This window comes from Segeticoccus sp. (assembly GCF_035708005.1).
In genome coordinates this window covers 1-20,278 of record NZ_DASSTI010000138.1, presented here as the reverse complement: position 1 = coordinate 20,278, position 20,278 = coordinate 1, and the positions used below count along the sequence as shown (strand labels likewise).

Sequence of the window (20,278 nt, the reverse complement as noted above, 5' to 3'; positions counted from 1 at the left end):
CGCGTGCTCGTGGTCCCGCATGCGCTTGGCGCACGCCTCCCGCTCGTCGATCTCGACGCCGAGCAGGGTCGTCAGCTCGCGCGAGCCGTCCACCAGGTGGCTGGCCTGCTCGGCGAACATCTCGTAGAAGCTGTTGTCCTGCGGAGTGAGGCGAAAACCCACGGAAAGTCTCCGGTCATCGGGAAGGTGGCCGTAGAAGATGCTAAAGCCATGTCAGGAGCGCCTCACAACCCGGCGCCCCGGGGCGTCACGGGGTGCTCAGGCCCCCTTCCGGTCGTCGCGGCCCACCAGCACAGCATCAGTGCAGGTGGTATGGCGTGTCGCTGGCTGTGCGGCCCACCTCACGACGGGTCCTGCCCGGGGTGGGAGTGACTGGGCTCACCACCGGTGGGCTCGTCCTCCTCCGGTGGCACGCCGAGGAGACGGTCGATCTCACGTTCCCCCAAGGGACCCTTGCTCTCGCTCGCCGCCGCGACGAGATCCCCCACGAGCTCGATCTCGGACTGCAGGGCGGCGTCGGTGAGCGGGTCGCCCGCCGTGCCCTCGGATGTCATGGCGTCAATGTAACCGTTGTGGATGGGTGCCGCGGTACGGAACGGCGGCTGTCCTCGCCCTCGAGGCACTGTCGTCAGAGCCGAGGGATGAGTGTTGCGCCGGGCCGGGAGCGCCTCACGGCGCACGGCCGCTCGTAGCGGCGAATTTTGGGACCCGGGGCTGCCGCGGCCCGGCGCACGAGAACTCTAACTCCCCGTCCCGTCCGCATGTTCCCTGATCCACAGACCGGTTTCCGGTGTCGTCGGTATGCCGGGTGCTCAGCTGAGGTTGCCGGCGCGCCAGAGGCGTGCGCACCGCTCCAGGTCCTCCCCGGTGGTCAGGAGGGCGGCGGCGCGGCGCGTGCGCCGGGTGGCGTCCGCCGGGTCGTCGACGTCCCGTTCGTCGGCGAGCGCGGCACGGCCGGCCGAGACCACGCGGCAGAACGCACCGGCGCGTTCGAGGGCGATGGCGAGGTCGCCCTCGAAGACACCGGTGAGGATGGCGTCGGTGAGGTCGCGCAGCTCGTCGGGGCCGGGCGGCTCCGCGACGCCGGCGACGACGTGCGGCACGTCGGCGAAGCGGATGCCGGCCGCGTAGTCCGAGCTGGCTTCCCGGGGGTCACGACGCACCCACTCGCGCAGGGCGTAGAGCCGCCACAGGGCGCCCGGCAGGCTGCGTCCCGGCCGGTCGGCCCACAGCTCGGCGAGCGTGTCGAGCCCGAGCTCCTCCACCAACGCGACCAGTCGTGCGGTCACCTCGGGGTCGCGGGCGGCGCGGCCGGTGCCGACGATGACGGCCGCGGTCTGGTGGGCCGCCTCGGCCACCTCGGCGGGGTCGAGGGCACCGGCCTGGTGGTCCATCGTCTCGGGGCTGAACAACGCCGGGCGGCGGTGGCGGCCCTCAGAGGGGAAGCCGGGGGTGCTCGCGGGCATGCTCCGATGCTCCCACGTCCGGCAGCGTGCGCTCAGTCCTCGGGGGGGTCGTTGAGTGGCTTGCCCGGGTCACCGGTCTCCGCCTCACGGCTGCGCGTGTCCTCACCGGCCCCACCGGATTCGCCGGTGGCTCGCCCGTCCGCTCCTTGCTGGTCCTCCGGTGGGCCGAAGCGGTTGCGCGACAGCTGCACGGCCCGTCCCTCCACGACGGCCTCGCGCAGCGCGTTGCGGAACCGACCCGGCCCCCAGTACCGCGCGCCGACGATCCGGGACAGGCCCTCGTCGCTGAGGGTTCCTCGTTCGGCGAGCGCCCGGGCGATCGACTCGATCTCGTGGTCGAGTGCGCTGGCCGGCTCGGTGGTGTCCGCCACCGACATCCGCGGGGCGAACATGTCGCGACCGGGCCCGGGACGGTAGCGCGCCGCACCGGTCGTCTGTTCCCGCCGCTGCCGCTCCTGTCGGGCGGCGATCCGCTCGTCGCGCTCGCGCCGGGCTCGGTCCTCCTCGGTCTCCTCGCGGCGTTCGTCGCTGGCTGTGGCGCCGCCGGCGGCTGCCCCCGCTGCCGCGGCACCACCGCCCGACTCCGCGCCGGCCTCCCCGGCCCCGCCACCGGACTCGGCGCCGGCCTCCCGCTGGGCGGGGGTCTGGCCGGTCTCCTGCTGCTCCTCGGCCTCTGCCGCGGTCAACGGCATCGCGAGGTCCTCCAACTTGGCCCCCTCCGCCTTGACGCCGAAGAAGATCTCCACGATGCCGCCGACGGCCATGACCGCAGCGCCGATGAGGAAGGCGATCGCGATCTTGGCCTCACTGCCCGACTCGATGAAGCGACCGAACAGCAGCGGGCCGCTGATGCCGCCGACCGCCGTGCCGATCGCGTAGAAGAACGCGATCGCCAAGGCTCGGGTCTCCATCGGGAAGATCTCGCTCACCGTGAGGTAGGCCGCGCTCGCACCGGCCGAGGCGAGGAAGAAGGTGATCATGAGGATGGCCTGGAACATCCAGACTCCCCCGAGGGACACCACCATGACCCACGCGAGGACCACCGCGGCGACGGCCGAGGCGAGGTAGGTGCCGGAGATCATCGGTTTGCGCCCCACGGTGTCGAACAGCCGCCCGAGCAGCAGGGGCCCGAGCAGGTTGCCGATCGCGAACAGGATGAAGAAGATCGGCACCCTGCTCGAGGGGACCTTGTAGGCCGTGCCCAGCAGCGTGCCGAGGTCGAAGGTCACGCCGTTGTAGATGAACGCCTGCCCGACGAACAGCGCCAGCCCGAGCACAGCCCGCTTGGGGTACAGGGTGAAGGCCACCTTGGCGATCTCCCGGAACGGGATCGCCGTCCGCTGCCGGACGGTCAGGCTGTCCTCCGGCTCGGGCAGGGATTCACCCGTCTCCTCCTCGACGTCCTGCTCGATGCCCCCGACGATGCGTTCGGCCTCGTTCTCCCGGCCGTGGATGAACAACCACCGGGGGCTCTCGGGGACATGGCGTCGCACGAGGAGGACGAACAACCCGATGATCGCGCCGAGGGCGAAGGCGACCCGCCACCCCAGGTCCTTGGGCAGGATCGCCTCGTTGAGCAGCAGCAGAGCCACCGCTGCCCCGGCGGCAGAGCCGGCCCAGTAGGAGCCGTTGATAGCCAGGTCGACGCGGCCGCGGACCCGGGCGGGGATCAGCTCGTCGATCGCCGAGTTGATGGCGGCGTACTCACCACCGATGCCGGAACCGGTGAAGAACCGCATCAGGTAGAAGTACCAGGGGGCGAAGGAGAAGGCGGTCAGCACCGTGGCGACGATGTAGATCGACAGGGTGAGCATGAACAGCTTCTTCCGGCCGAACCGGTCGGTCAGCTGGCCGAAGAAGAGCGCCCCGACACACGCCCCGACGATGTAGATGGCCGCAGCCGTGCCGATCTGGGCGGAGGAGATCTGGATCCCGCTGCCCTTCTCGGTGAGCCGGGCGGCGACGTTGCCGACCATGGTCACCTCGAGGCCGTCGAGGATCCAGACGCTGCCGAGGCCGACCACCACCCGCCAGTGGAACTTCGACCAGGGGAGCCGATCGAGCCGGGAAGGAACTTGGGTCGTGATCGTGCCGGTCTGCACGCTCATGCAGGGCCACCTCCGCTCGCAAGGCCGTTCTTGCCGGGCTGCGAGACCGCGCCGGGCGGCACCCCCGCAACACAGCACGTCGACCCGTACCCGCTGAACCGGTTCTTACGCCCGATCAGTGCTTCCGGTTCCTGAACACCCGCCAGAGGCGCAGCGGGAACATCCCGATGAAGGGAGCTCGGCGGCCGATGTCCTCGCTGTCCCGGTGGTCGAAGGCGCGCGCGTAGTGCGTTGCGACAGCGGGGGATTCATACGTCTTGGAACCGGACTGGCCACCGCACCGCTCGCACGCCCACGACATGGTGGCGCCGTCGGTGTGGAAGCGGACCCGGTGCCCGAGCAGAGTGCACTTCCACATGAGGCTCACCCTGCCGCGGGGGGACCGAGGATGCACGCCGACCGAGGCGGCAGGGTGACGGCTCCGGTCGCGTCCCGACGCGTCTCCTGGTCCCAGACGACGATGACGACCGCCCCGGTGCTCCCGTCGCTCCCGTCATCACCGCCGAGCCACGGGTCCAGCCGACGCTGCTGATCGCTGAGGTTGACGAGGACCCGGTGGACGCCGCGTTCGACGACCACCGTCTGCGCGGTCTGGTCACGGTGGACGACGATGCGGTCCAGGCGCGCGTCGCGCAGGTCTGCACGGGTGCGGCGGCAACGTGCGAGGTCGGCATACCACTGCAGCAGTCGCGCGTGGTCGCCCTCGGCGACCTCGTCCCAGTCCAGCGTGGACGCGGCCACCGTGTCGGGTGACTGGGGGTCGGGCACCGCCCCGGCCCAGCCGTGGGAGGCGAACTCCGACTGGCGCCCCTTGCGGATCGCCTCGACCAGTTCCGGCTCCTGGTGGTCGGTGAAGAACTGCCACGGGGTGCTGGCACCCCACTCCTCCCCCATGAACAGCATCGGCGTGTAGGGACCGGTGAGCAGCAGGGCGGCGCCGCACGCGAGGGTTCCGACGTCGACGAGCTGCGAAAGCCGTTCTCCCGCGGCGCGGTTGCCGACCTGGTCGTGGGTCTGCAGGGATGCCACGAAACGCCATCCGGGCTGCCGCGCACGGTCCACGGGACGACCGTGCGTCCGGCCGCGGAAGCTGGACCAGGTGCCGTCGTGGAAGAAGGGGGTCGTCAGCACCTTCTCGAGCGCTCCGGGCACAGCGAAATCGCTGTAGTAGCCAGCAGTTTCACCGGTGAGCGCCACGTGCAGCGCGTGGTGGACGTCGTCGCACCACTGGGCGTGGACCCCGACCCCACCACCGAGGTGACCGACGCGGGCACGGGGGAGCACGGTGCAGGGATCGTTGCGGTCGGACTCCGCGATCAGCCACAGTGGTCGACCCACCTCCTGTGCCAACCGGTCGACGGTCGCGGACAGTTCCTCCAGCAGCGGCAGGGCTCGGTCGTCGTCGTGCAGCGCATGCACCGCGTCCAGCCGCAGGGCGTCGAGGTGGAAGTCCCGCAGCCACTGGGTCGCGTTGTCGATGATGAAGGCCCGGACCTCGTCACTGCCCGGGCCGTCGAGGTTGACCGCGTCCCCCCACGGCGTGGTGTAGGTGTCGGTGAAGTAGGGCCCGAAGTCCGACAGGTAGTTGCCGCTGGGGCCGAGGTGGTTGTAGACGACGTCGAGGCACACGCCGAGTCCCTTGACGTGACAGGCCTGCACGAAGCGGTGCAGCGCCTCCGGGCCGCCATAGGCCTCGTGCACGGCATACAGGTCCACCCCGTCGTAGCCCCAACCCCACTGCCCCGGGAACGCGGCCAGCGGCATCAGCTCCACGAGCGTGACCCCGAGCCGGACCAGGTGGTCCAGACGCGTGATCGCGCTGTCGAGGGTGCCCTCCGCCGTGAACGTGCCGACGTGCAGCTCGTAGACCAGCCCACCGGCGAGTTCCACCCCGCCCCAGTCGTCGTCGGCCCACACGAGCTGCTGCGGGTCGAACCAGGTGGAGGCTCCGTGCACGCCGTGGCGCATCCGCCGAGCACGGGGGTCAGGCCGCGCGGGGCCGCCGTCGAGGCTGAACGCGTAGTCGGTTCCGGCGCTGAGGTCCCGGGTCGCCTGCCACCAACCGCGCTCTCCCGAGGTCATGGGGCTCCGCTCGTCCCCGACGACCAGGTCGACCCGCTCGCGCGCGTTCGGCGCCCACACCGACGGTTCGGTCATGGTGCTGCGCTCCCTTCGTGGATCGTCGCGCTGCCGGGGCGTGACAGCCTGCTACGTGCGGACGAGCAGCGCGACCGGAGCGGACTCGAGCAGGTCCGCCCAGCGCGGCGCGCCGCCCCGGTGCGTGCGTCCGCTGAGCCTGTCCTGCCACTCCCCCTCGGGCAGTGGCAGCACCTCCTCCGCCCAGCCGCCGTGCCGGCGCAGGGTGTGCGGCAGGCGGGTGACCACGCACGCGACGTCGTCACCACGCAGGTGCGCCAGTCCGGCGCCGCGTCCCGGCACCAACGGCGTGTATGCCGAGTGCTCGCCGAACGAGACCGGTCGCTCCTTGCGCACGGCGAGGGTCCGCGTGGTGACCAACAGCTTCTCGTCCGCGAGGTCCTGCGGGGCCTGCCCCTGCTCCAGCCGCCCCCATCGGCGGGCACGGTCGGCGTAGTCGACCGGTCGGCGGTTGTCCGGGTCCACCAGCGACAGGTCCACGAGCTCGCAGCCCTGGTAGCAGTCGGGGACGCCTGGGAGGGTGAGCTGCAGCAGCTTGGCGGCCAGGGTGACCGCGCGGATCTCCTCGGTGTTGGCGGCCAGCGCCTCGGCCACGGCCTCGTGGACCGGCCCGGCGGCGAGCCAGGCCGAGGCGAGGTCCAGCACGCGCTGCTCGTAGGCCGGGTCGCCGTCCACCCAGGCGGTGTGCTGCTTGGCCTCCCGGATCGCCTTGAGCAGGTAGTCGTGCAACCGCTGCTCCTCGAGGAATCCGGCGCCGACGAGGGTCTGCCAGATCAGGTGCGCCGTCTCCTTGTCGACGCCGGCGCGCTCGGCCGCCGTCGCTGCGGCCGCCGAGCAGCGTTGCCACGCCACGTGGTCCCCGGCGACGGCGAAGATCCGGGCCCGCACGTCCTCGGAGCGTTTCGTGTCGTGGGTGGAGAGGGTGGTCATGCCCAGCGGCCAGCGCTCCTGCTGGCGGCCGGCCCACGCGTGCAGGTCGCCGACGCAGAACTCAGGGCTGCGCCCCGGGTCCCCACCCACCTCGTTGCGCGCGGTCTGGCGCTGCCAGCGGTAGAACGCCGTGTCCTCGATGCCCTTGGCCATCACCGGCCCACACGTCTGCTGCAGACGCACGGCGAAGTCCACCGCAGCAGGCTGGGAGGGATCCGGCGCGGCGGCGAGGTCGCACAGGGCGGCCAGCTCCCGGGTCAGGTCCGGCCGCGCCGTGCGGGCTCGGCCCACGGCGTCCTCGAGGTGGGTCAGCGCCTCGGGCGCCGGGGGCGCTCCCGGACGGACGTAGGCGCGGTAGACCTCGAAGCCCACCAACAGCTCGGTGAGTGCCTCCCGCAGCCGGCCGGGCTCGACGGAGGGGAGGCAGCTGGAGGCGGCCCGGTGCAGTCGCCCGACCTCCGGCTGCAGCAGCTCGTCGGTGACCAGGCGCTTGCACGTCTCGATCACGCGTGACAGCAACGGTTCGCCACCGGTGGCGAGCCACGTCTCGGTGACGGTGTCGCTGCCGAACGGATCCACGAGGGCGCCCTGCACCGCCCGCAGGGCGTCGTAGCCCGTGGTCCCTGCCACGGGCCAGGCGTCGGGGAGCCGCTCGTCGCCCTCGAGGATCTTCTCCACCCAGATCGGGGTGCCCGGCTTCAGCGCCCGGCCCAGCCGTTCGAGGTACCCCTGCGGGTCGGCGAGCCCGTCCGGGTGGTCGATCCGGAAGGCGTCGATGAGGCCCTCGTGGTGCAGGTCGAGCAGCAGCCGGTGGGTCGCCTCGAACACCTCGGGCAGCTCCACCCGGACGGCGATGAGCTGGTCGACCTCGAAGAAGCGCCGGTAGCCGAGCAGCTCGTCGGCCTCGCGCCACCCGGCGAGCCGGTAGTGCTGCCGCTCCAGCACGGCTGCGACCTCCTCACCGGGAAGGGCCTGGGAGGGCTGCGAACTCCCCTCCTCGGGGTGTGTCCCGGGCGCCAGCGGGAAGACGTGGTCGTGGTAGCGGATCACGTGCTCCCCGGTGTGCGGGCCCTCCTCGAGGCGGTCGAGGGTGAGCTCTCCGGCCTCGAGGGTCGCCTCCAGGGTCTGACCGAGCAGCGGCAGGCCGAGCCGGCCCTCACCGTGCGCCCAGTCGATGTCGAACCAGTCGGCGGTGGCTGCCTGCTGCCCCTCGCGCAGCACCTGCCACAGCGGCTCGTTGGCCCACTCGGGCGCCACGAACGCCATGTGGTTGGGGACCACGTCGACGACGATGCCCAGGCCGTGGGACCGGGCCGCGTCGACCAGGGAGCGGAAGCCGGCCTCGCCACCCAGCTCCGGTGAGACGCGGGAGTGGTCGAGCACGTCATACCCGTGCAGGGAGCCCGGCACGGCGGTGAGGATCGGCGACAGGTAGAGGTGGGACACCCCGAGGCGGGCGAGGTAGGGCACCTGCTCGGCCGCGTCGGCGAACCCGAAGCCGGCGTGCAGCTGCAACCGGTAGGTCCCGGTGACCGTGGGACCTGACCCACGGACGCTCGTCTCGGCCGCTGCGGCGCTGGTCATCCCGTCCCCTCGTCGTCTGCTCGGCTCAGGCTACTGTGCTCGCTCCGGGCCGCATTCTGTCGCACCGACAGCACCCCGAGAGGGGGAACCGACCCGAGAGGTGCCCTCCCGACGCTGCAGGGTCAGGAGTCGAGCCGGGCGAAGCCGGTCACGGTGAGCACCGCCTCGCCCACCTCGTCGGAGGCGTCGAGGTCAACCTCGGCCGTGACCGCCCAGTCGTGGTCGCCCTCGGCGTCGTCGACCACCTGCCGGACGTGCCAGGTCCGCCCCGCGACCCGGATCTGCAGCAGCGCCGGGCCGCGGGCGTCCGGGCCGGTCCCGATGTCGTCGTGCTCGTCGTAGTAGGCCTCGAGCGCCTCGTCCCAGGCGGCGGCGTCCATCACCACTTCGCCCGGGGGGTCGGTGAGGGCGGCGGTCTGCGCCTCCAGGTCGCCGAGCTCGTCCGGCTTGTCGAGGGCTGCCAGCTCGACGCGGCGGAACATCGCGTTGCGCACCACCACCCGGAAGGCCCGCTCGTTGCCGGTGATCGGCTTGGCCTCCGGCGCCGGGGCGCCCTGGCCCGCGGCGATCCGCTCGACCGCCTCGGGGTCGGTCAGCTGCTCCCACTCGTCGAGCAGGCTGGAGTCGGTCTGCCGGACCAGCTCACCGAGCCACTCGATGAGGTCGGTGAGCTCGTCGGTGCGCATCGACTCCGGCACCGTCTGCCGCAGCGCCCGGTAGGCGTCGGTCAGGTAGCGCAGCACCAGCCCCTCCGACCGCGCCAGGCCGTAGAACCGGATGAACTCCCCGAAGGTCATCGCCCGCTCGGACATGTCCCGGACCACCGACTTGGGCGACAGCGCCGTGTCGGCGACCCAGGGGTGGCTCTGCCGGTACATCTCCAGCGCCGCGGTGAGCAGCTCCTCCAACGGCTTGGGCCAGGTGACCTCCTCGAGCAGCTCCATCCGCTCCTCGTACTCCAGCCCCTCGGCCTTCATGGCCGCGACCGCCTCGCCGCGCGCCCGGTGCTCCTGCGCCCAGAGCACCTGCCGCGGGTCGTCGAGCGTCGCCTCGAGCACCGACACCACGTCGAGGTGGTATGCCGGGCTCTCCGGATCCAGCAGCTCGAACGCTGCCAGCGCGAATGGTGAGAGCGGTTGGTTGAGCGCGAAGTTCGGCTGCAGGTCCACGGTGAGGGCCACCGTCCGGCCGTGCTGGTCCGGCTCGTCGAGTCGCCGGACGACGCCCGCGGCCAGCAGGGCGCGGTAGATCGCGATCGCCCGGCGCACCAGTCGGGTCTGGTTCTTCGGCTCCTCGTGGTTGTCGCGCAGCAGCTTGCGCATCGCCGCGAACGGGTCGCCGGGGCGGGCGATCACGTTGAGCAGCATGGAGTGGGACACCCGCATCCGCGAGACCAGTGGCTCCGGCTCGGCGGCGACCAGCCGCTCGAAGGTCTGCTCGCTCCAGGTGACCGAGCCCTCGGGAGGCTTCTTGCGCTGGACCTTGCGTCGCTTCTTCGGGTCGTCGCCCGCCTTGGCCAGGGCCCGCTCGTTCTCGATGACGTGCTCGGGTGCCTGCACCACGACGTAGCCGGAGGTGTCGTAGCCGGCCCGGCCCGCGCGTCCGGCGATCTGGTGGAACTCGCGTGCCTTGAGCACCCGTTGCCGGCTGCCGTCGAACTTGGTCAGGCCGGTGAGCACCACGGTGCGGATCGGCACGTTGATGCCGACGCCGAGGGTGTCGGTGCCGCAGATGACCTTGAGCAGGCCTGCCTGGGCGAGGGTCTCGACCAGGCGTCGGTACTTCGGCAGCATCCCGGCGTGGTGCACCCCGATCCCGTGGCGCACCAGACGCGAGAGCGTCCTGCCGAACCCGGCGGAGAACCGGAAGCCGCCGATCAGCTCGGCGATCTTGTCCTTTTCCTCGCGCGTGGACACGTTGATGCTCATCAGCGCCTGGGCCCGCTCCAGGGCCGCCGCCTGCGTGAAGTGGACGACGTAGACGGGCGCCTGGTGGGTGGAGAGCAGCTCCTCGAGCGTCTCGTGCAGCGGGGTGAGCGCGTAGGAGAAGGACAGCGGCACCGGCCGCTCGGCCGAGGTGACCACCGCGGTCTCCCGGCCGGTGCGCAGGGTCAGGTCGCGCTGGAAGCGGGTGACGTCCCCGAGGGTGGCCGACATCAGCAGGAACTGCGCCTTCGGCAGCTCGAGCAGCGGCACCTGCCAGGCCCAGCCGCGGTCCGGTTCGGCATAGAAGTGGAACTCGTCCATGACGACCTGGCCGATGTCGGCCTCCGGCCCCTCCCGCAGCGCGACGTTCGCGAGGACCTCGGCGGTGCAACAGACGATCGGCGCCGAGGAGTTGACGGCCGCGTCCCCGGTCATCATCCCGACGTTCTCGGCGCCGAAGGTGGCGCAGAGGGCGAAGAACTTCTCCGACACCAGCGCCTTGATCGGCGCGGTGTAGAACGTCCGCTGCCCCTGCGCCATCGCCAACCAGTGCGCGCCGGTGGCCACGAGGCTCTTGCCCGAGCCGGTCGGCGTCGACAGGATCACGTTGGCGTCGCTGACCAGCTCCAGCAGCGCCTCCTCCTGGTGGGGATAGAGCGTGAGGCCCTGCTCGCCCGCCCAGGCGACGAACCCGTCATACAGGGCATCGGGGCTCGGATCGGGAGCCAGGTCGGCGAGGCGGTCGGTGAGGGTCGTGGCAGCCATGGGGTTCCCATCCTCCCATCCAGCCGCCGCGGGCAGGCCTGTGGACAACTTCTGCGGCGCGCGCCCGGAAGCGGGCAAGGTCTTCCCATGGGAACCACAGGGATTCGACGACAGTCGCTGAGCGAGCGGTGCGCGGGCTACGTCACGGCACAGGGGCACCCGGTCGAGCTCGAGGAGGTGGTCGAGTGGGCAGTGCGCGAGGGGTGACGACGGCGCGCCACCCGGAGATCGCGGTGCGCAACGGGCTGTCCCGCTCCTGGGCGATCGCACGCCTGCCCGGTGGCGCCTTCGTCGCCCTCCTGGCCCTGTATGACGGCCACTGGCTGACGCTGCGGGCGCACCACCCGACCGCGGACCGGCGCTGGATCGGCCCCGGCCCGTTCGTGCACCCGCTCGCCACGCTCATCGAGCACGGCGGCCTCCCCTGGGATGGCGGAGGCGCGGTGGTGCCGGACGACTCCGCCGGCATGTGGACCTGGGTGGGGCCGCCCGGGTGGCTCCCGGACGTACCGGCGGGTGGTCTGGTGGGGTTGCAGCTGCGCAACGGGACGCTGCGCGCCGAAGCGGTGGAGCTGACGGAGGACCTGGCGAGCGAGCGCGCCACCCGGGTCCGTGCGGCGGTGTCCCGGCACCTCCCGCCAGCGTGGAGGGCGAAGAACGGCCGATGGCTGGGCCGGCACTACGTGGGCAGCTTGGACGGGTCCCCGCTGATGCAGCTGGGCCAAGCGGTCGAGCGCGCGGCGATCGAGGAGCCGGCTCCCTTTCGCGAGCCGGGGCTGCCGCTGGGCGAGGTGCTGAGGGTCCCGGACGCGATCGAGACCGCCTGGGTGGACATCCCCGACCCGTGGGTCCGGCACGCCCACCACCTGCGCCAGGAGCTGCGGTGGATGGAAGAGGCCGAGCCCTCCACGCGAGCGCGACTCGAGGAGCTCGACGACCCGGGCGACTGGCCGCCCAGCGGTGTCATCCGGGCCCCGTTCGGCGAGACCTAGATCGCAGGTCGCGCTGAGGCCGGACGGGCCGCCCACCGGGTGGCGTCGCCGCGCCGGGGTGTCTGCGGTTTACTGCCGACGTGGACAGCGACGCCGACCAGCCCCAGCCCTCGGGGGCGACCGCCGAGGACCGCCTGATCATCGAGGCGCTCACCGAGCACCGGATGGCGGACTGGCACGCTGGGCGCGGAGACGTCCGGGCCGCCGAGAAGGCCTACCGCGCCGCCGCCGACGGCTTCACCTCCGCCGGAGACCACCTGGGCGCGGCACGCGCGACGCACGCACTCGGCATACTGCAGCACCAGCAGGGGCGCCACGACGACGCCGACCGGACGCTGCGCCGGGCGGTGGACGCCTTCACCGCGGCCGACTCCCCGGACGGCGCCGCGGCCAGCCTCCTCGCCCGGGCGCGCACCGCCGACGCCCGCGGCGACGAGTCCTCCGGTGAGCTCTACGCGCAGGCGCTCGACCTGTTCGCCGTCGCACAGGAGACCCAGCAGCTCGACGCTGGCCAGCCGATGACCGAGTGCCTCGTCGCACTCGGCTTGGCGCACCACCGCCGAGGTGAGGAGGACGAAGCCCTCACCACGCTGGACACCGTCCTGCGCGAGGCGGTGAACCGGCAGTCCTCCTCGACCTTCTTCTCCAGCGGGAAGGGGCCGCAGCCCCTGACCGTCCCGCACATCGAGGAGGTGCTCTCCACCCACTCCGGCCTGCTGCAGCAGCGCGGGCTGTTCGAGCAGGCCCGCGGGATGCTCCGGGATGTCTTGCGGCTGAACGGAGTCCGCGACGACACCCGGATGCGCGGGCTTGTGCACCACGAGTTGGGGCTGCTCGCGCTGCGCCTGGAGTCACCCAACGAGGCCCTGCGCGAGTTCGAGCACGGCCAGCGGACGCTGGTGACGCTGGAGGGTCGGGACGGTTCCGTGCAGCCCACGCTTGCCGAGGCCGAGTTCAACCTGGCCGTGCTGCGCGGGCAGGCCGGGGACGTCGATGCGGCGGTGACGCTGGCCCGCTCCGCCGAGCGACGGTTCACCGAGCTGGGCAGCACCGACCTGGCGGCGGAGGCAGCGTTCCTGGCCGGGACCGCGCTGTTCCACGACCAGCGGGTGGACGAGGCCGTGGCGGAGTACCGGCGGGCGGCGGACCTGCACGAGGAGGCCGGGAACGCCGAGGCCGCCGAGCGCTCGCGCGCCGCTGCGGACGCGCTGGCGGCCGAGCCCGAGCCGCGCTGAACTGTGCGGCCGCGTCTGGTCGCGCCTGGTCGCGCCTCAGGGGCGGACGGGCCGCCCGGCGTCAGAGTCGGACCGGCCGCCCGGCCACCATGCCGGCGGCTGCCTGGACGCCCATGGCGCACAGGGCGAGCAGCAGCGGCACCGTCCAGCCACCCGTGAGGTCGTGCAGCACGCCCACGCCGAGCGGCCCCACGACCGCCAGCAGGTAGCCCACGCTCTGCCCGAAGGCGCTGAGCGCCGCGGTACGCCGGTGGTCGCGCGTGCGGAAGCCGAAGAGGGCGAGCGCGAGCGGGAAGCACCCCTGCCCCAGGCCGATCAGGATCGCCCACACCACCGCGAGCTGGGCCGGCAGCACGATCAGGCCGGCGACCCCGGCAGCCGAGCAGGTGGTGAGTCCGACGGCCCAAGCCCGTTGCCCGGGCCGCCGACCGGCCAGCGTGGGCACGATGTAGGCCACCGGCACGCCGATCACGATCGCGAGCGCGAGCAGCAGGCCGGCCGTCGTCGAGTCGACCCCGGCGGAGCGGTAGATGGCCGGCAGCCAGCCCATGGTGATGTAGGCGAGCAGGGACTGCATGCCGAAGTAGACGGCCACGCCCCAGGCGATCGGGTGACGCCACAGGACCAGCGGCTTCGCGGCCGTCGGGTCCGGGCCCTGCCGCGGGTCGGGACCGTCGGTGGTGGCGGGACGGGTCGTCGGCTCGCCCTCGGCGAGCTCGACCCGCCCGGCCTCGACGCCGGCAGGCACGGCAACCGGGTGACGTGCCAGGACCGGCTGCCAGACCGCGGCGGCGAGCAGCGCGAGGACCCCCCAGCACCCGAGCGCCCAGCGCCAGTCGGTGCGGTCGGCGAGCGGCGCCGTCGTCGCGGCGGCCAGGGCGGAGAACAGGTTGAGCGAGGCGGTGTACAGCCCGGTGACACTGCCCAGCCGGTGCGGGAAGCGCTGCTTGATGACCACCGGGAGCAGCACGTTGATGACCGCGATGCCGGCACACGCGGCGGCGGTGCCGACCAGCAGGGCCCACGTCCCGTCGAGCACGCGGCCGAACTCGGCGACGCCGAGCAGCAGCACCGCCGCCCCGATGGCGTGCTCCAGGCTCCAGCGGCGCGCCAGCGCCGGGCTCGTGCCACCCACGGCGGCGAAGCTCAGCACGGGCAGGGTGGTCACGACGCCGGCGAGCGTGGCGGACATCCCGGTGGCGGCCTGGACGCGGTCGAGCACCGGACCGATGCCGCTGAGAGCGGCCCGCATGTTCGCCGCGACGAGGAGCACGGCCAGGATCACCAGCAGGCCGTCGTGGCGACGGGCCGGTGCAGCCGTGGGGCGGGCGTCCACATCAGTCATCGTCCGCTACGCTAACAGACATCAGATGTTCTGCTGTCTGTGTGTCAGGAGATGGGATGCCACTGGGTACCGTGCAGCGGCGCGGTCTGGTCGGGCAGGTCGTCGCCCAGCTGCAGGAGCTGATCGGTAGCGGGGAGTGGCCGGTCGGTTCGCGTCTACCACCGGAGCAGGAGCTCGGTGAGCTGCTCGGCGTCGGCCGCAGCACCGTCCGTGAGGCGGTGCGGGCGCTGTCGCACACCGGGGTCATCGAGGTGCGCCAGGGCGACGGCAGCTACGTGACCGCGACCAGCGACCTGTCGGGAGTGCTCCGGCAGGGGCTGGCCGCCTCCGACCCGGGGCACGTGCTCGAGATCCGTCGCGCACTCGACGTCGAGGCCGCCGCGCTGGCCGCCGAACGCCACACCGCCGCCGACCTGCGCGCCCTCGAAGGGGCGCTGCGGACCCGCGAAGAGGCGTGGCAGCAGGGCGATCCCGCCGCCTGGGTCGAGACCGACCTCGCCTTCCACGTCGCCGTCGTGGCGGCCGCCCACAACCCGCTGCTCGAGCAGCTCTACGCCGACTTCGCCGAGGCCCTCGAGGCGAGCATCGCCGCCTCGGTCTCCCCCGGCTTGGACGACGGGACGTATGTCGACCACGGTCGCCTGCTGGACGCCATACGGTCTGGGGAGCCGGAGCGGGCCGCCCGGGAGGCACGGCAGGTCCTCGGCGAGGTGGAGGCGCTGCTCGATCTGTAGTCGGTGATGGCCCAGACTGTGCCCGTGACTCGCTACGGCGCCCAGTACGGGCCGGACGTGACCTTCCTCGGCATCCCGGCCTGCGACCTGTCCGACCCGACCACCTTCGAGGGGGCGGACGTGGTCATCCTCGGTGGGCCGTTCGACGGCGGGACGTCGCACCGCCCGGGCACGCGGTTCGGGCCGCAGGCGATCCGCAGCACCGACTACCTGCCGCAGGACGGGTCCCGGCCGCACCTGGCGCTGCGGGTCGACGCGCTGAAGGACCTGCGCGTCGTCGACGCCGGCGACGTCGAGATGTACTCCGGCGACGTGATGACGAGCCTGCACGACCTCGAGGAGGCGGTCACGACCGTCGCCCGGTCTGGGGCGATCCCGTTCGTGCTCGGCGGGGACCACACGATCGCGCTGCCGGACGTCACCGGGTGCGCCAACCACCACGGCTTCGGCAACGTGTCGGTGATCCACTTCGACGCGCACGCCGACACCGGCGACATCTCGTTCGGCTCGCTCTATGGCCACGGACAGCCGATGCGGCGGCTCATCGAATCCGGCGCCTGCCGGGGCGACCGGTTCCTGCAGGTGGGACTGCGCGGCTACTGGCCCGAGCCGCCGACGCTGAAGTGGATGGCCGACCAGCGGATGCGGTCCTTCGAGATGACCGAGGTCGTGGCCAAGGGTCTCGACGCGGTGCTCGATGAAGCGTCCGCCATCGCGACGGACGGGTGCGACGCCGTCTTCCTGTCCGTGGACGTGGACGTCGTCGACCCCGGCATGGCGCCCGGGACCGGCACGCCCGAGCCGGGTGGCCTCACCGCGCGCCAGCTGCTCGACAGCGTGCGGCGGCTGTGCCGGGAGCTGCCCGTGTGCGGGCTGGACATCGTCGAGGTGTCACCGCCCTACGACCACGCCGACATCACCGCCCTGCTCGGCAACCGCGTGGTGCTTGAGGCGCTGTCCGGCATCGCGGCCCGGCGCCAGGGCATCACGCACGACCCGGCCGGTCCGCTGCTCGAAGGTCGCTGAGCCAGCTGAGGTGGCGCTGCAGAAGTCGGCACACGGCCGAGTTCGTCTCGCCCACCGCCCCACGGCCGAATCCCGATGCACAAGTCGGCACACGGCCGAGTTCATCTCCTCCACCGCCCCACCCGGGCCGAATCCCGATGCAGAAGTCGGCACACGGCCGAGTTCATCTCCTCCACCGCCGCCCGTGCTCAGCCGATCCCGTAGGCTGACGGGCCGACGGCGGCAACCGTCCCGGGCCTCTAGCTCAATGGTTAGAGCTGCGGACTTTTAATCCGTAGGTTGTGGGTTCGAGTCCCACGGGGCCCACAACTGCGCAGGTCAGCGGCCTGCGCGGCCATGCAAGGGTCGCCGGGAGTCCGTCTAGGGCACTCATGCGGGCACTCATGCATCTGCAGCTCTCAGTGCTCGCCCTGATTGGGCTCGGCCTCACGCTGTCCCCTGAGCAACCCCAGCGCCCTGGCGACCGAAGGATCGACGGCGCGCCGACCGAGGTACACGTCCTGGGTCATCGACACCCGCGCGTGCCCCAGCTGATCGGCGATCATCCGTGCGGTGGCGCCGCTCCCGTCCAACAGGGTGGCAACCGTCTTCCGGTATGTGTGGGGCTTCACCCACTCGTACTTCGTCCCGGCCCTCGCCTCGCGGAAGTCGGCGCCAACGTTGTTCCGGTCCCGATAGCCCCCTCGCGCGTCAGCGAAGACCGGGCCGGCGACGACGCCTATCCGCTCCCTCCTTGCCTTGAGCATCGCCAGGCACCAGTCGGGAAGAATCAGGGTGCGGTACGACGTACGCGACTTCAGCCGCGACGCTCTCAGTCCTGCCCCTTCACCCGGATGACGGTGCGCTCGATCTTCACGACGCCGTGCTCAAGGTCGAAGTCCTCCCAACGGACGCCAAGGGCCTCGCCGAGGCGCAAGCCCGTCCCAAGGATGAACCGGGCCAGCTCTGGCAAGTCCTTCCGTTGAGCCACTGGGCTCGAGTCCAAGATGGCCAACCAGTCGTGCACCTCCTCCAACGTCAGTGCCCTGGCCGTCCGGTCTCGGTCGGCCTCCAGCGGCGAGACGTCGCGTACCGGGTTTGCCGGCAGGCCCTTCTGGCGAACCAACCAGCCACAGATCCCGGAAAGGACGGTCCGACAGAGCTTCGCCGTCGCGTGCCCCTTCTCGGCGAGGACCGCCTGGAGGAATCGATCGAGAAGAGCCGTGGAGAGCTCACCTAAGCGCAACTCCCCCAACCCAGGGATGACGTGACGTTCCACCGCGTCTCGGTACAAGGCCAAGGTCGACGGAGAACGGCTTCCCCGCTCGACCAGGCCCTCGAAACTGGAGAGCCAAGCGCGCGCGCCGTCAGCCAAACTGCTCGTAGGCGAGAACTCTCCACGACCGCCCACCTGAATCGCATGCGCCAACGCCTTCATGATTCGCCGTCGCGCCTCAGCCTTGCTCCTACCTGACGCCTTCAGCCGACGCTTTGCACCGGTGAAGTCGCGGTAATGCACCATCGCCACGTGGCGATCTCCGCGCCTGGAGAAGAAGATGTCACCGTACTCACCCAGGCCCAGGCGCCTCATGACGCCACATCGGGCGAGAGAGACTCCACCCAACTGCGGACATCGCTCGGCCGATAACGCAGGCGCTTGCCGACCCGACGTCCCGCGGGCCCTCGACCAGCGCCCCGCCACCAGTACACCGTCTGGACCGGAACGCTGAGGTAGTACGCCACCTCCTCGGCGGTCCACAGCCGGTCCTCCGGCAGGGCGACCTCCCGTGCTGCTTCTTGCGACATTTCATCCTCCCCATCCAGTCAAGCTTCTGTCCCCATTGCTCCTACTTCGAGTTGGCTCGCTGCCTGACCGCGTACTCCCTGGCTCGCGCTGCGGCGGCGTCGGCGAGAGCGGCGTCTCCGCTGGTGAGCCAGCCCATGCCGGCGAATGCCCAGTCGTTGATGACGAGGGTGGTTTCCTCGTCGTCCTGCTGCGGGTCGATGGCCGAGACGTCGACGACGCCGGAGGGGTTCAGCTTCCGCAGTCGCTGGAACCGCTTACGGGCCGCCCGCAGGTCGCGCATCGTGGTGGAGTAACGCCGGGACTTGGACGCGAAGTGGCCGCGGAAGCCCAGCATGTGGGCCCACTTGCCCAACAGCGCGTACGGTCCGCTGGTGTCGCCGACGGCGGCGTAGCTGCGGTTCTTGAAGTGCAGCTCCTTCACCCGCAGGCGCAGCCGCTCCAGATGCTCGTTGCCGTGCGCGTCGCCGGGCTCGAGGTCGCCGGCGGACTTGGTGGCGTACTTGGCGATATAGCCGGCCACGGCCTCCGGGTCGATGGCCCCGGACAGCTCCCCCTCGCCGGTGGTGCGGTGGACCGGTCGGGCGTCCAGCTGGGTGCCGAACCGCAGCCGCCAGGAGGCGCCTCCCGGCACGAGCGGCGTCGGGCCAGGTCCTCCCCGGCGCGGCCGGGCCCTGGGGAAGTTGTTTAGGCCTTTATATAAAGCCGACAACAAACAGTGACACGCCGAGTCGGTTACTTGCGTTCAACATGGCCAGCAAACTTGAGGATTACAAGAGACTGCACGATTACCCCTACCGAAAAAATTACGATCAGGAGGATGCTCTGAGTCAACACGCCTAGCACTAGGCCTGCCACGGAAATTGCCAATATGATTGAGCGCAAGACGATTCCGCCGACTGTTGCCCTGCGCGTCTGCTTAGAGTGCCCCTGCTTCAAAATTCTCCTTAATCCAGTGCGCAGTAGAGCAGAGCGCCGCCAATCGCTAGTCCTGCAATGGCAGTCAATGCAATGATCCCTGGTTCCGCAACGAGCAGTTCGCTGGTAGCTACGACGATGGCCCCCTCCGACGTGGTAGTTAGTCCCGAGACAGCAACCGCGGCCTCCAGTGCGTCACTCTCTGTGCATCGCCCTGTGGGGTCGGTGTTGTTGCAGGGGTTGCTTCCGGCGTATTGGTATGGGTTGGCGCGCTCGGGGTCGTTTAGGTGGGTGATGGGGTCGGGGGTGGTCCAGCGCCCGGTGGTGGTGTCGTTCCATCGCGTGCCGTGTTTGAGCCAGCCGGTGCCGCGGTCGAGCAGTCCGCCGGTGTAGCGGAAGGGGTTGAGGTCGACGGCGGTGCCGGTGCCGGTTTGGGCGGTTTGGTTGCCGTAGGGGTCGTAGGTGTAGGTGCCGGTGGTGGCGCCGGTGCCGTCGATGAGGGCGACGATGGAGCCCTGTCCGTCGCGGACGTAGTAGTCGGCCTGCCCACCGGCCAGGCGCATCGCCAAGGGGGTGCCGTCGGGGTCGTTGGTCAGGTAGCTGGTGGTGCCGTTCTTGGCGACCGAGTCGATGACGGGCAGCCCGTTGGTGTCGGTGCGCCCGTAGACGTAGTCGTAGGTGTCGCCCCCGGTGACCTTGCTGGACAGCAGCTCGTCCATGCCTGGGCCGGCCCACGTGTAGGCGGAGTCGGTGCTGCTGGAGGACTGGCTGGTCATCTGCCCGGCGGCGTTGTAGGACAGGACCCCGTTGCCGGGTGAGTGGTTCTGCTGGCCGGCGGCGTTGAAGTGGTAGCCGGTGTCGGTGATCTGGTTGCCGGCGTTGAACCCCAGGGTCTGGGTGGTGGTGCCGTCGACGGTGACGCTGGTGCGGTTGCCGTTGGCGTCGTAGCCGTAGCCGTAGGTGTGGCCGTGGTAGTTGGTGACCTTGGTCAACCGGTTCCCCGCGTCGTAGCTGTAGTCCGAGCGCGCCCCGGTGAGCCGGTCGATCGACCACACGATCAGGTCCCCGGCAGGGTAGTTGGTGGGGCTGCTGTTCGGGCAGGAGGTGCCGGTGACCTGGGTGTAGCAGTAGGTGGTGTCGAACACCAGGTTGGTGTCATCGGAGTTGCGCGAGGTCCAGGACCGCTGGATGTGCCCGTCCCGGTTGAAGAACAGGTGGGTGTGCGCCGCGAAGCTGGTGTGGTCGGGGTTGGTGTTCCACCAGGTGTCGGTGCGCCGCCCGTCCCCGCCGTAGGCGAAGGCGGTCACCGT

The 20,278-nt window shown here is 71.2% G+C and carries 17 protein-coding genes and 1 tRNA gene; 5 read left to right on the top strand and 13 right to left on the bottom strand.

The genetic code is table 11. The features are described 5' to 3' along the window. Window positions 1-341 precede the first annotated feature (341 nt). The 7 genes from VFL99_RS13525 to VFL99_RS13495 form a co-directional block, all read right to left on the bottom strand. On the bottom strand, window positions 342-554 hold the full coding sequence (locus tag VFL99_RS13525) for a hypothetical protein (protein ID WP_325106894.1): 213 nt from the start codon (window positions 552-554) through the stop codon (window positions 342-344). A 258-nt stretch (window positions 555-812) separates the two neighbouring features. Next, complete coding sequence (locus VFL99_RS13520) at window positions 813-1,466, bottom strand: hypothetical protein (RefSeq protein ID WP_325106893.1); 654 nt, start codon at window positions 1,464-1,466, stop codon at window positions 813-815. A gap of 32 nt (window positions 1,467-1,498) precedes the next feature. Continuing rightward, a complete protein-coding gene (locus VFL99_RS13515) occupies window positions 1,499-3,574 on the bottom strand; it encodes an MFS transporter (protein WP_325106892.1) in 2,076 nt (691 codons plus the stop codon). Between the two features lie 115 nt (window positions 3,575-3,689). Continuing rightward, the gene (locus VFL99_RS13510) at window positions 3,690-3,932 is read right to left on the bottom strand and encodes a hypothetical protein (protein ID WP_325106891.1); all 243 of its coding nucleotides are present in this window, start codon (window positions 3,930-3,932) and stop codon (window positions 3,690-3,692) included. Window positions 3,933-3,937: 5 nt separating this feature from the next. Continuing rightward, window positions 3,938-5,731, bottom strand: a complete 1,794-nt coding sequence (gene treZ / locus VFL99_RS13505) for a malto-oligosyltrehalose trehalohydrolase (RefSeq protein WP_325106890.1) — start codon at window positions 5,729-5,731, stop codon at window positions 3,938-3,940. A 51-nt stretch (window positions 5,732-5,782) separates the two neighbouring features. Next, a complete protein-coding gene (gene treY / locus VFL99_RS13500; RefSeq protein ID WP_325106889.1) occupies window positions 5,783-8,245 on the bottom strand; it encodes a malto-oligosyltrehalose synthase in 2,463 nt (820 codons plus the stop codon). 122 nt (window positions 8,246-8,367) lie between these two features. After that, window positions 8,368-10,935, bottom strand: a complete 2,568-nt coding sequence (locus VFL99_RS13495) for a DEAD/DEAH box helicase (protein WP_325106888.1) — start codon at window positions 10,933-10,935, stop codon at window positions 8,368-8,370. Between the two features lie 185 nt (window positions 10,936-11,120). Between VFL99_RS13495 and VFL99_RS13490 the strand changes: the two genes are divergently transcribed. Next, complete coding sequence (locus VFL99_RS13490) at window positions 11,121-11,927, top strand: hypothetical protein (RefSeq protein WP_325106887.1); 807 nt, start codon at window positions 11,121-11,123, stop codon at window positions 11,925-11,927. Between the two features lie 80 nt (window positions 11,928-12,007). Beyond that, the gene (locus tag VFL99_RS13485; protein ID WP_325106886.1) at window positions 12,008-13,162 is read left to right on the top strand and encodes a tetratricopeptide repeat protein; all 1,155 of its coding nucleotides are present in this window, start codon (window positions 12,008-12,010) and stop codon (window positions 13,160-13,162) included. 61 nt (window positions 13,163-13,223) lie between these two features. Here the strand turns inward: VFL99_RS13485 and VFL99_RS13480 are convergent, their stop codons facing one another. After that, window positions 13,224-14,507, bottom strand: coding sequence for a CynX/NimT family MFS transporter (locus VFL99_RS13480; protein WP_325106885.1), 1,284 nt, complete (start codon window positions 14,505-14,507; stop codon window positions 13,224-13,226). Between the two features lie 56 nt (window positions 14,508-14,563). Here VFL99_RS13480 and VFL99_RS13475 point away from each other — a divergent pair, with 56 nt between their 5' ends. From VFL99_RS13475 to VFL99_RS13465, 3 genes are all read left to right on the top strand, one after another. Further along, window positions 14,564-15,241, top strand: a complete 678-nt coding sequence (locus tag VFL99_RS13475) for a FadR/GntR family transcriptional regulator (RefSeq protein ID WP_325106884.1) — start codon at window positions 14,564-14,566, stop codon at window positions 15,239-15,241. A 24-nt stretch (window positions 15,242-15,265) separates the two neighbouring features. Then, the gene (gene speB / locus VFL99_RS13470; protein WP_325106883.1) at window positions 15,266-16,267 is read left to right on the top strand and encodes an agmatinase; all 1,002 of its coding nucleotides are present in this window, start codon (window positions 15,266-15,268) and stop codon (window positions 16,265-16,267) included. Window positions 16,268-16,500: 233 nt separating this feature from the next. Further along, a tRNA-Lys gene (locus VFL99_RS13465) sits at window positions 16,501-16,573 on the top strand. A 92-nt stretch (window positions 16,574-16,665) separates the two neighbouring features. Here the strand turns inward: VFL99_RS13465 and VFL99_RS13460 are convergent. The 5 genes from VFL99_RS13460 to VFL99_RS13440 all read right to left on the bottom strand — a co-directional run. Beyond that, on the bottom strand, window positions 16,666-17,013 hold the full coding sequence (locus tag VFL99_RS13460; protein ID WP_325106882.1) for a tyrosine-type recombinase/integrase: 348 nt from the start codon (window positions 17,011-17,013) through the stop codon (window positions 16,666-16,668). 65 nt (window positions 17,014-17,078) lie between these two features. Next, a complete protein-coding gene (locus VFL99_RS13455) occupies window positions 17,079-17,837 on the bottom strand; it encodes a site-specific integrase (protein WP_325106881.1) in 759 nt (252 codons plus the stop codon). Further along, window positions 17,834-18,052, bottom strand: a complete 219-nt coding sequence (locus VFL99_RS13450) for a helix-turn-helix transcriptional regulator (RefSeq protein WP_325106880.1) — start codon at window positions 18,050-18,052, stop codon at window positions 17,834-17,836. Before VFL99_RS13450 ends, VFL99_RS13455 begins: the two co-directional genes overlap by 4 nt. Window positions 18,053-18,093: 41 nt before the next feature. Then, on the bottom strand, window positions 18,094-18,684 hold the full coding sequence (locus tag VFL99_RS13445; RefSeq protein ID WP_325106879.1) for a replication initiator: 591 nt from the start codon (window positions 18,682-18,684) through the stop codon (window positions 18,094-18,096). Between the two features lie 313 nt (window positions 18,685-18,997). Beyond that, window positions 18,998-20,278 (bottom strand): RHS repeat-associated core domain-containing protein (locus VFL99_RS13440; RefSeq protein ID WP_325106878.1); only part of this gene is annotated, 1,281 nt, incomplete at its 5' end.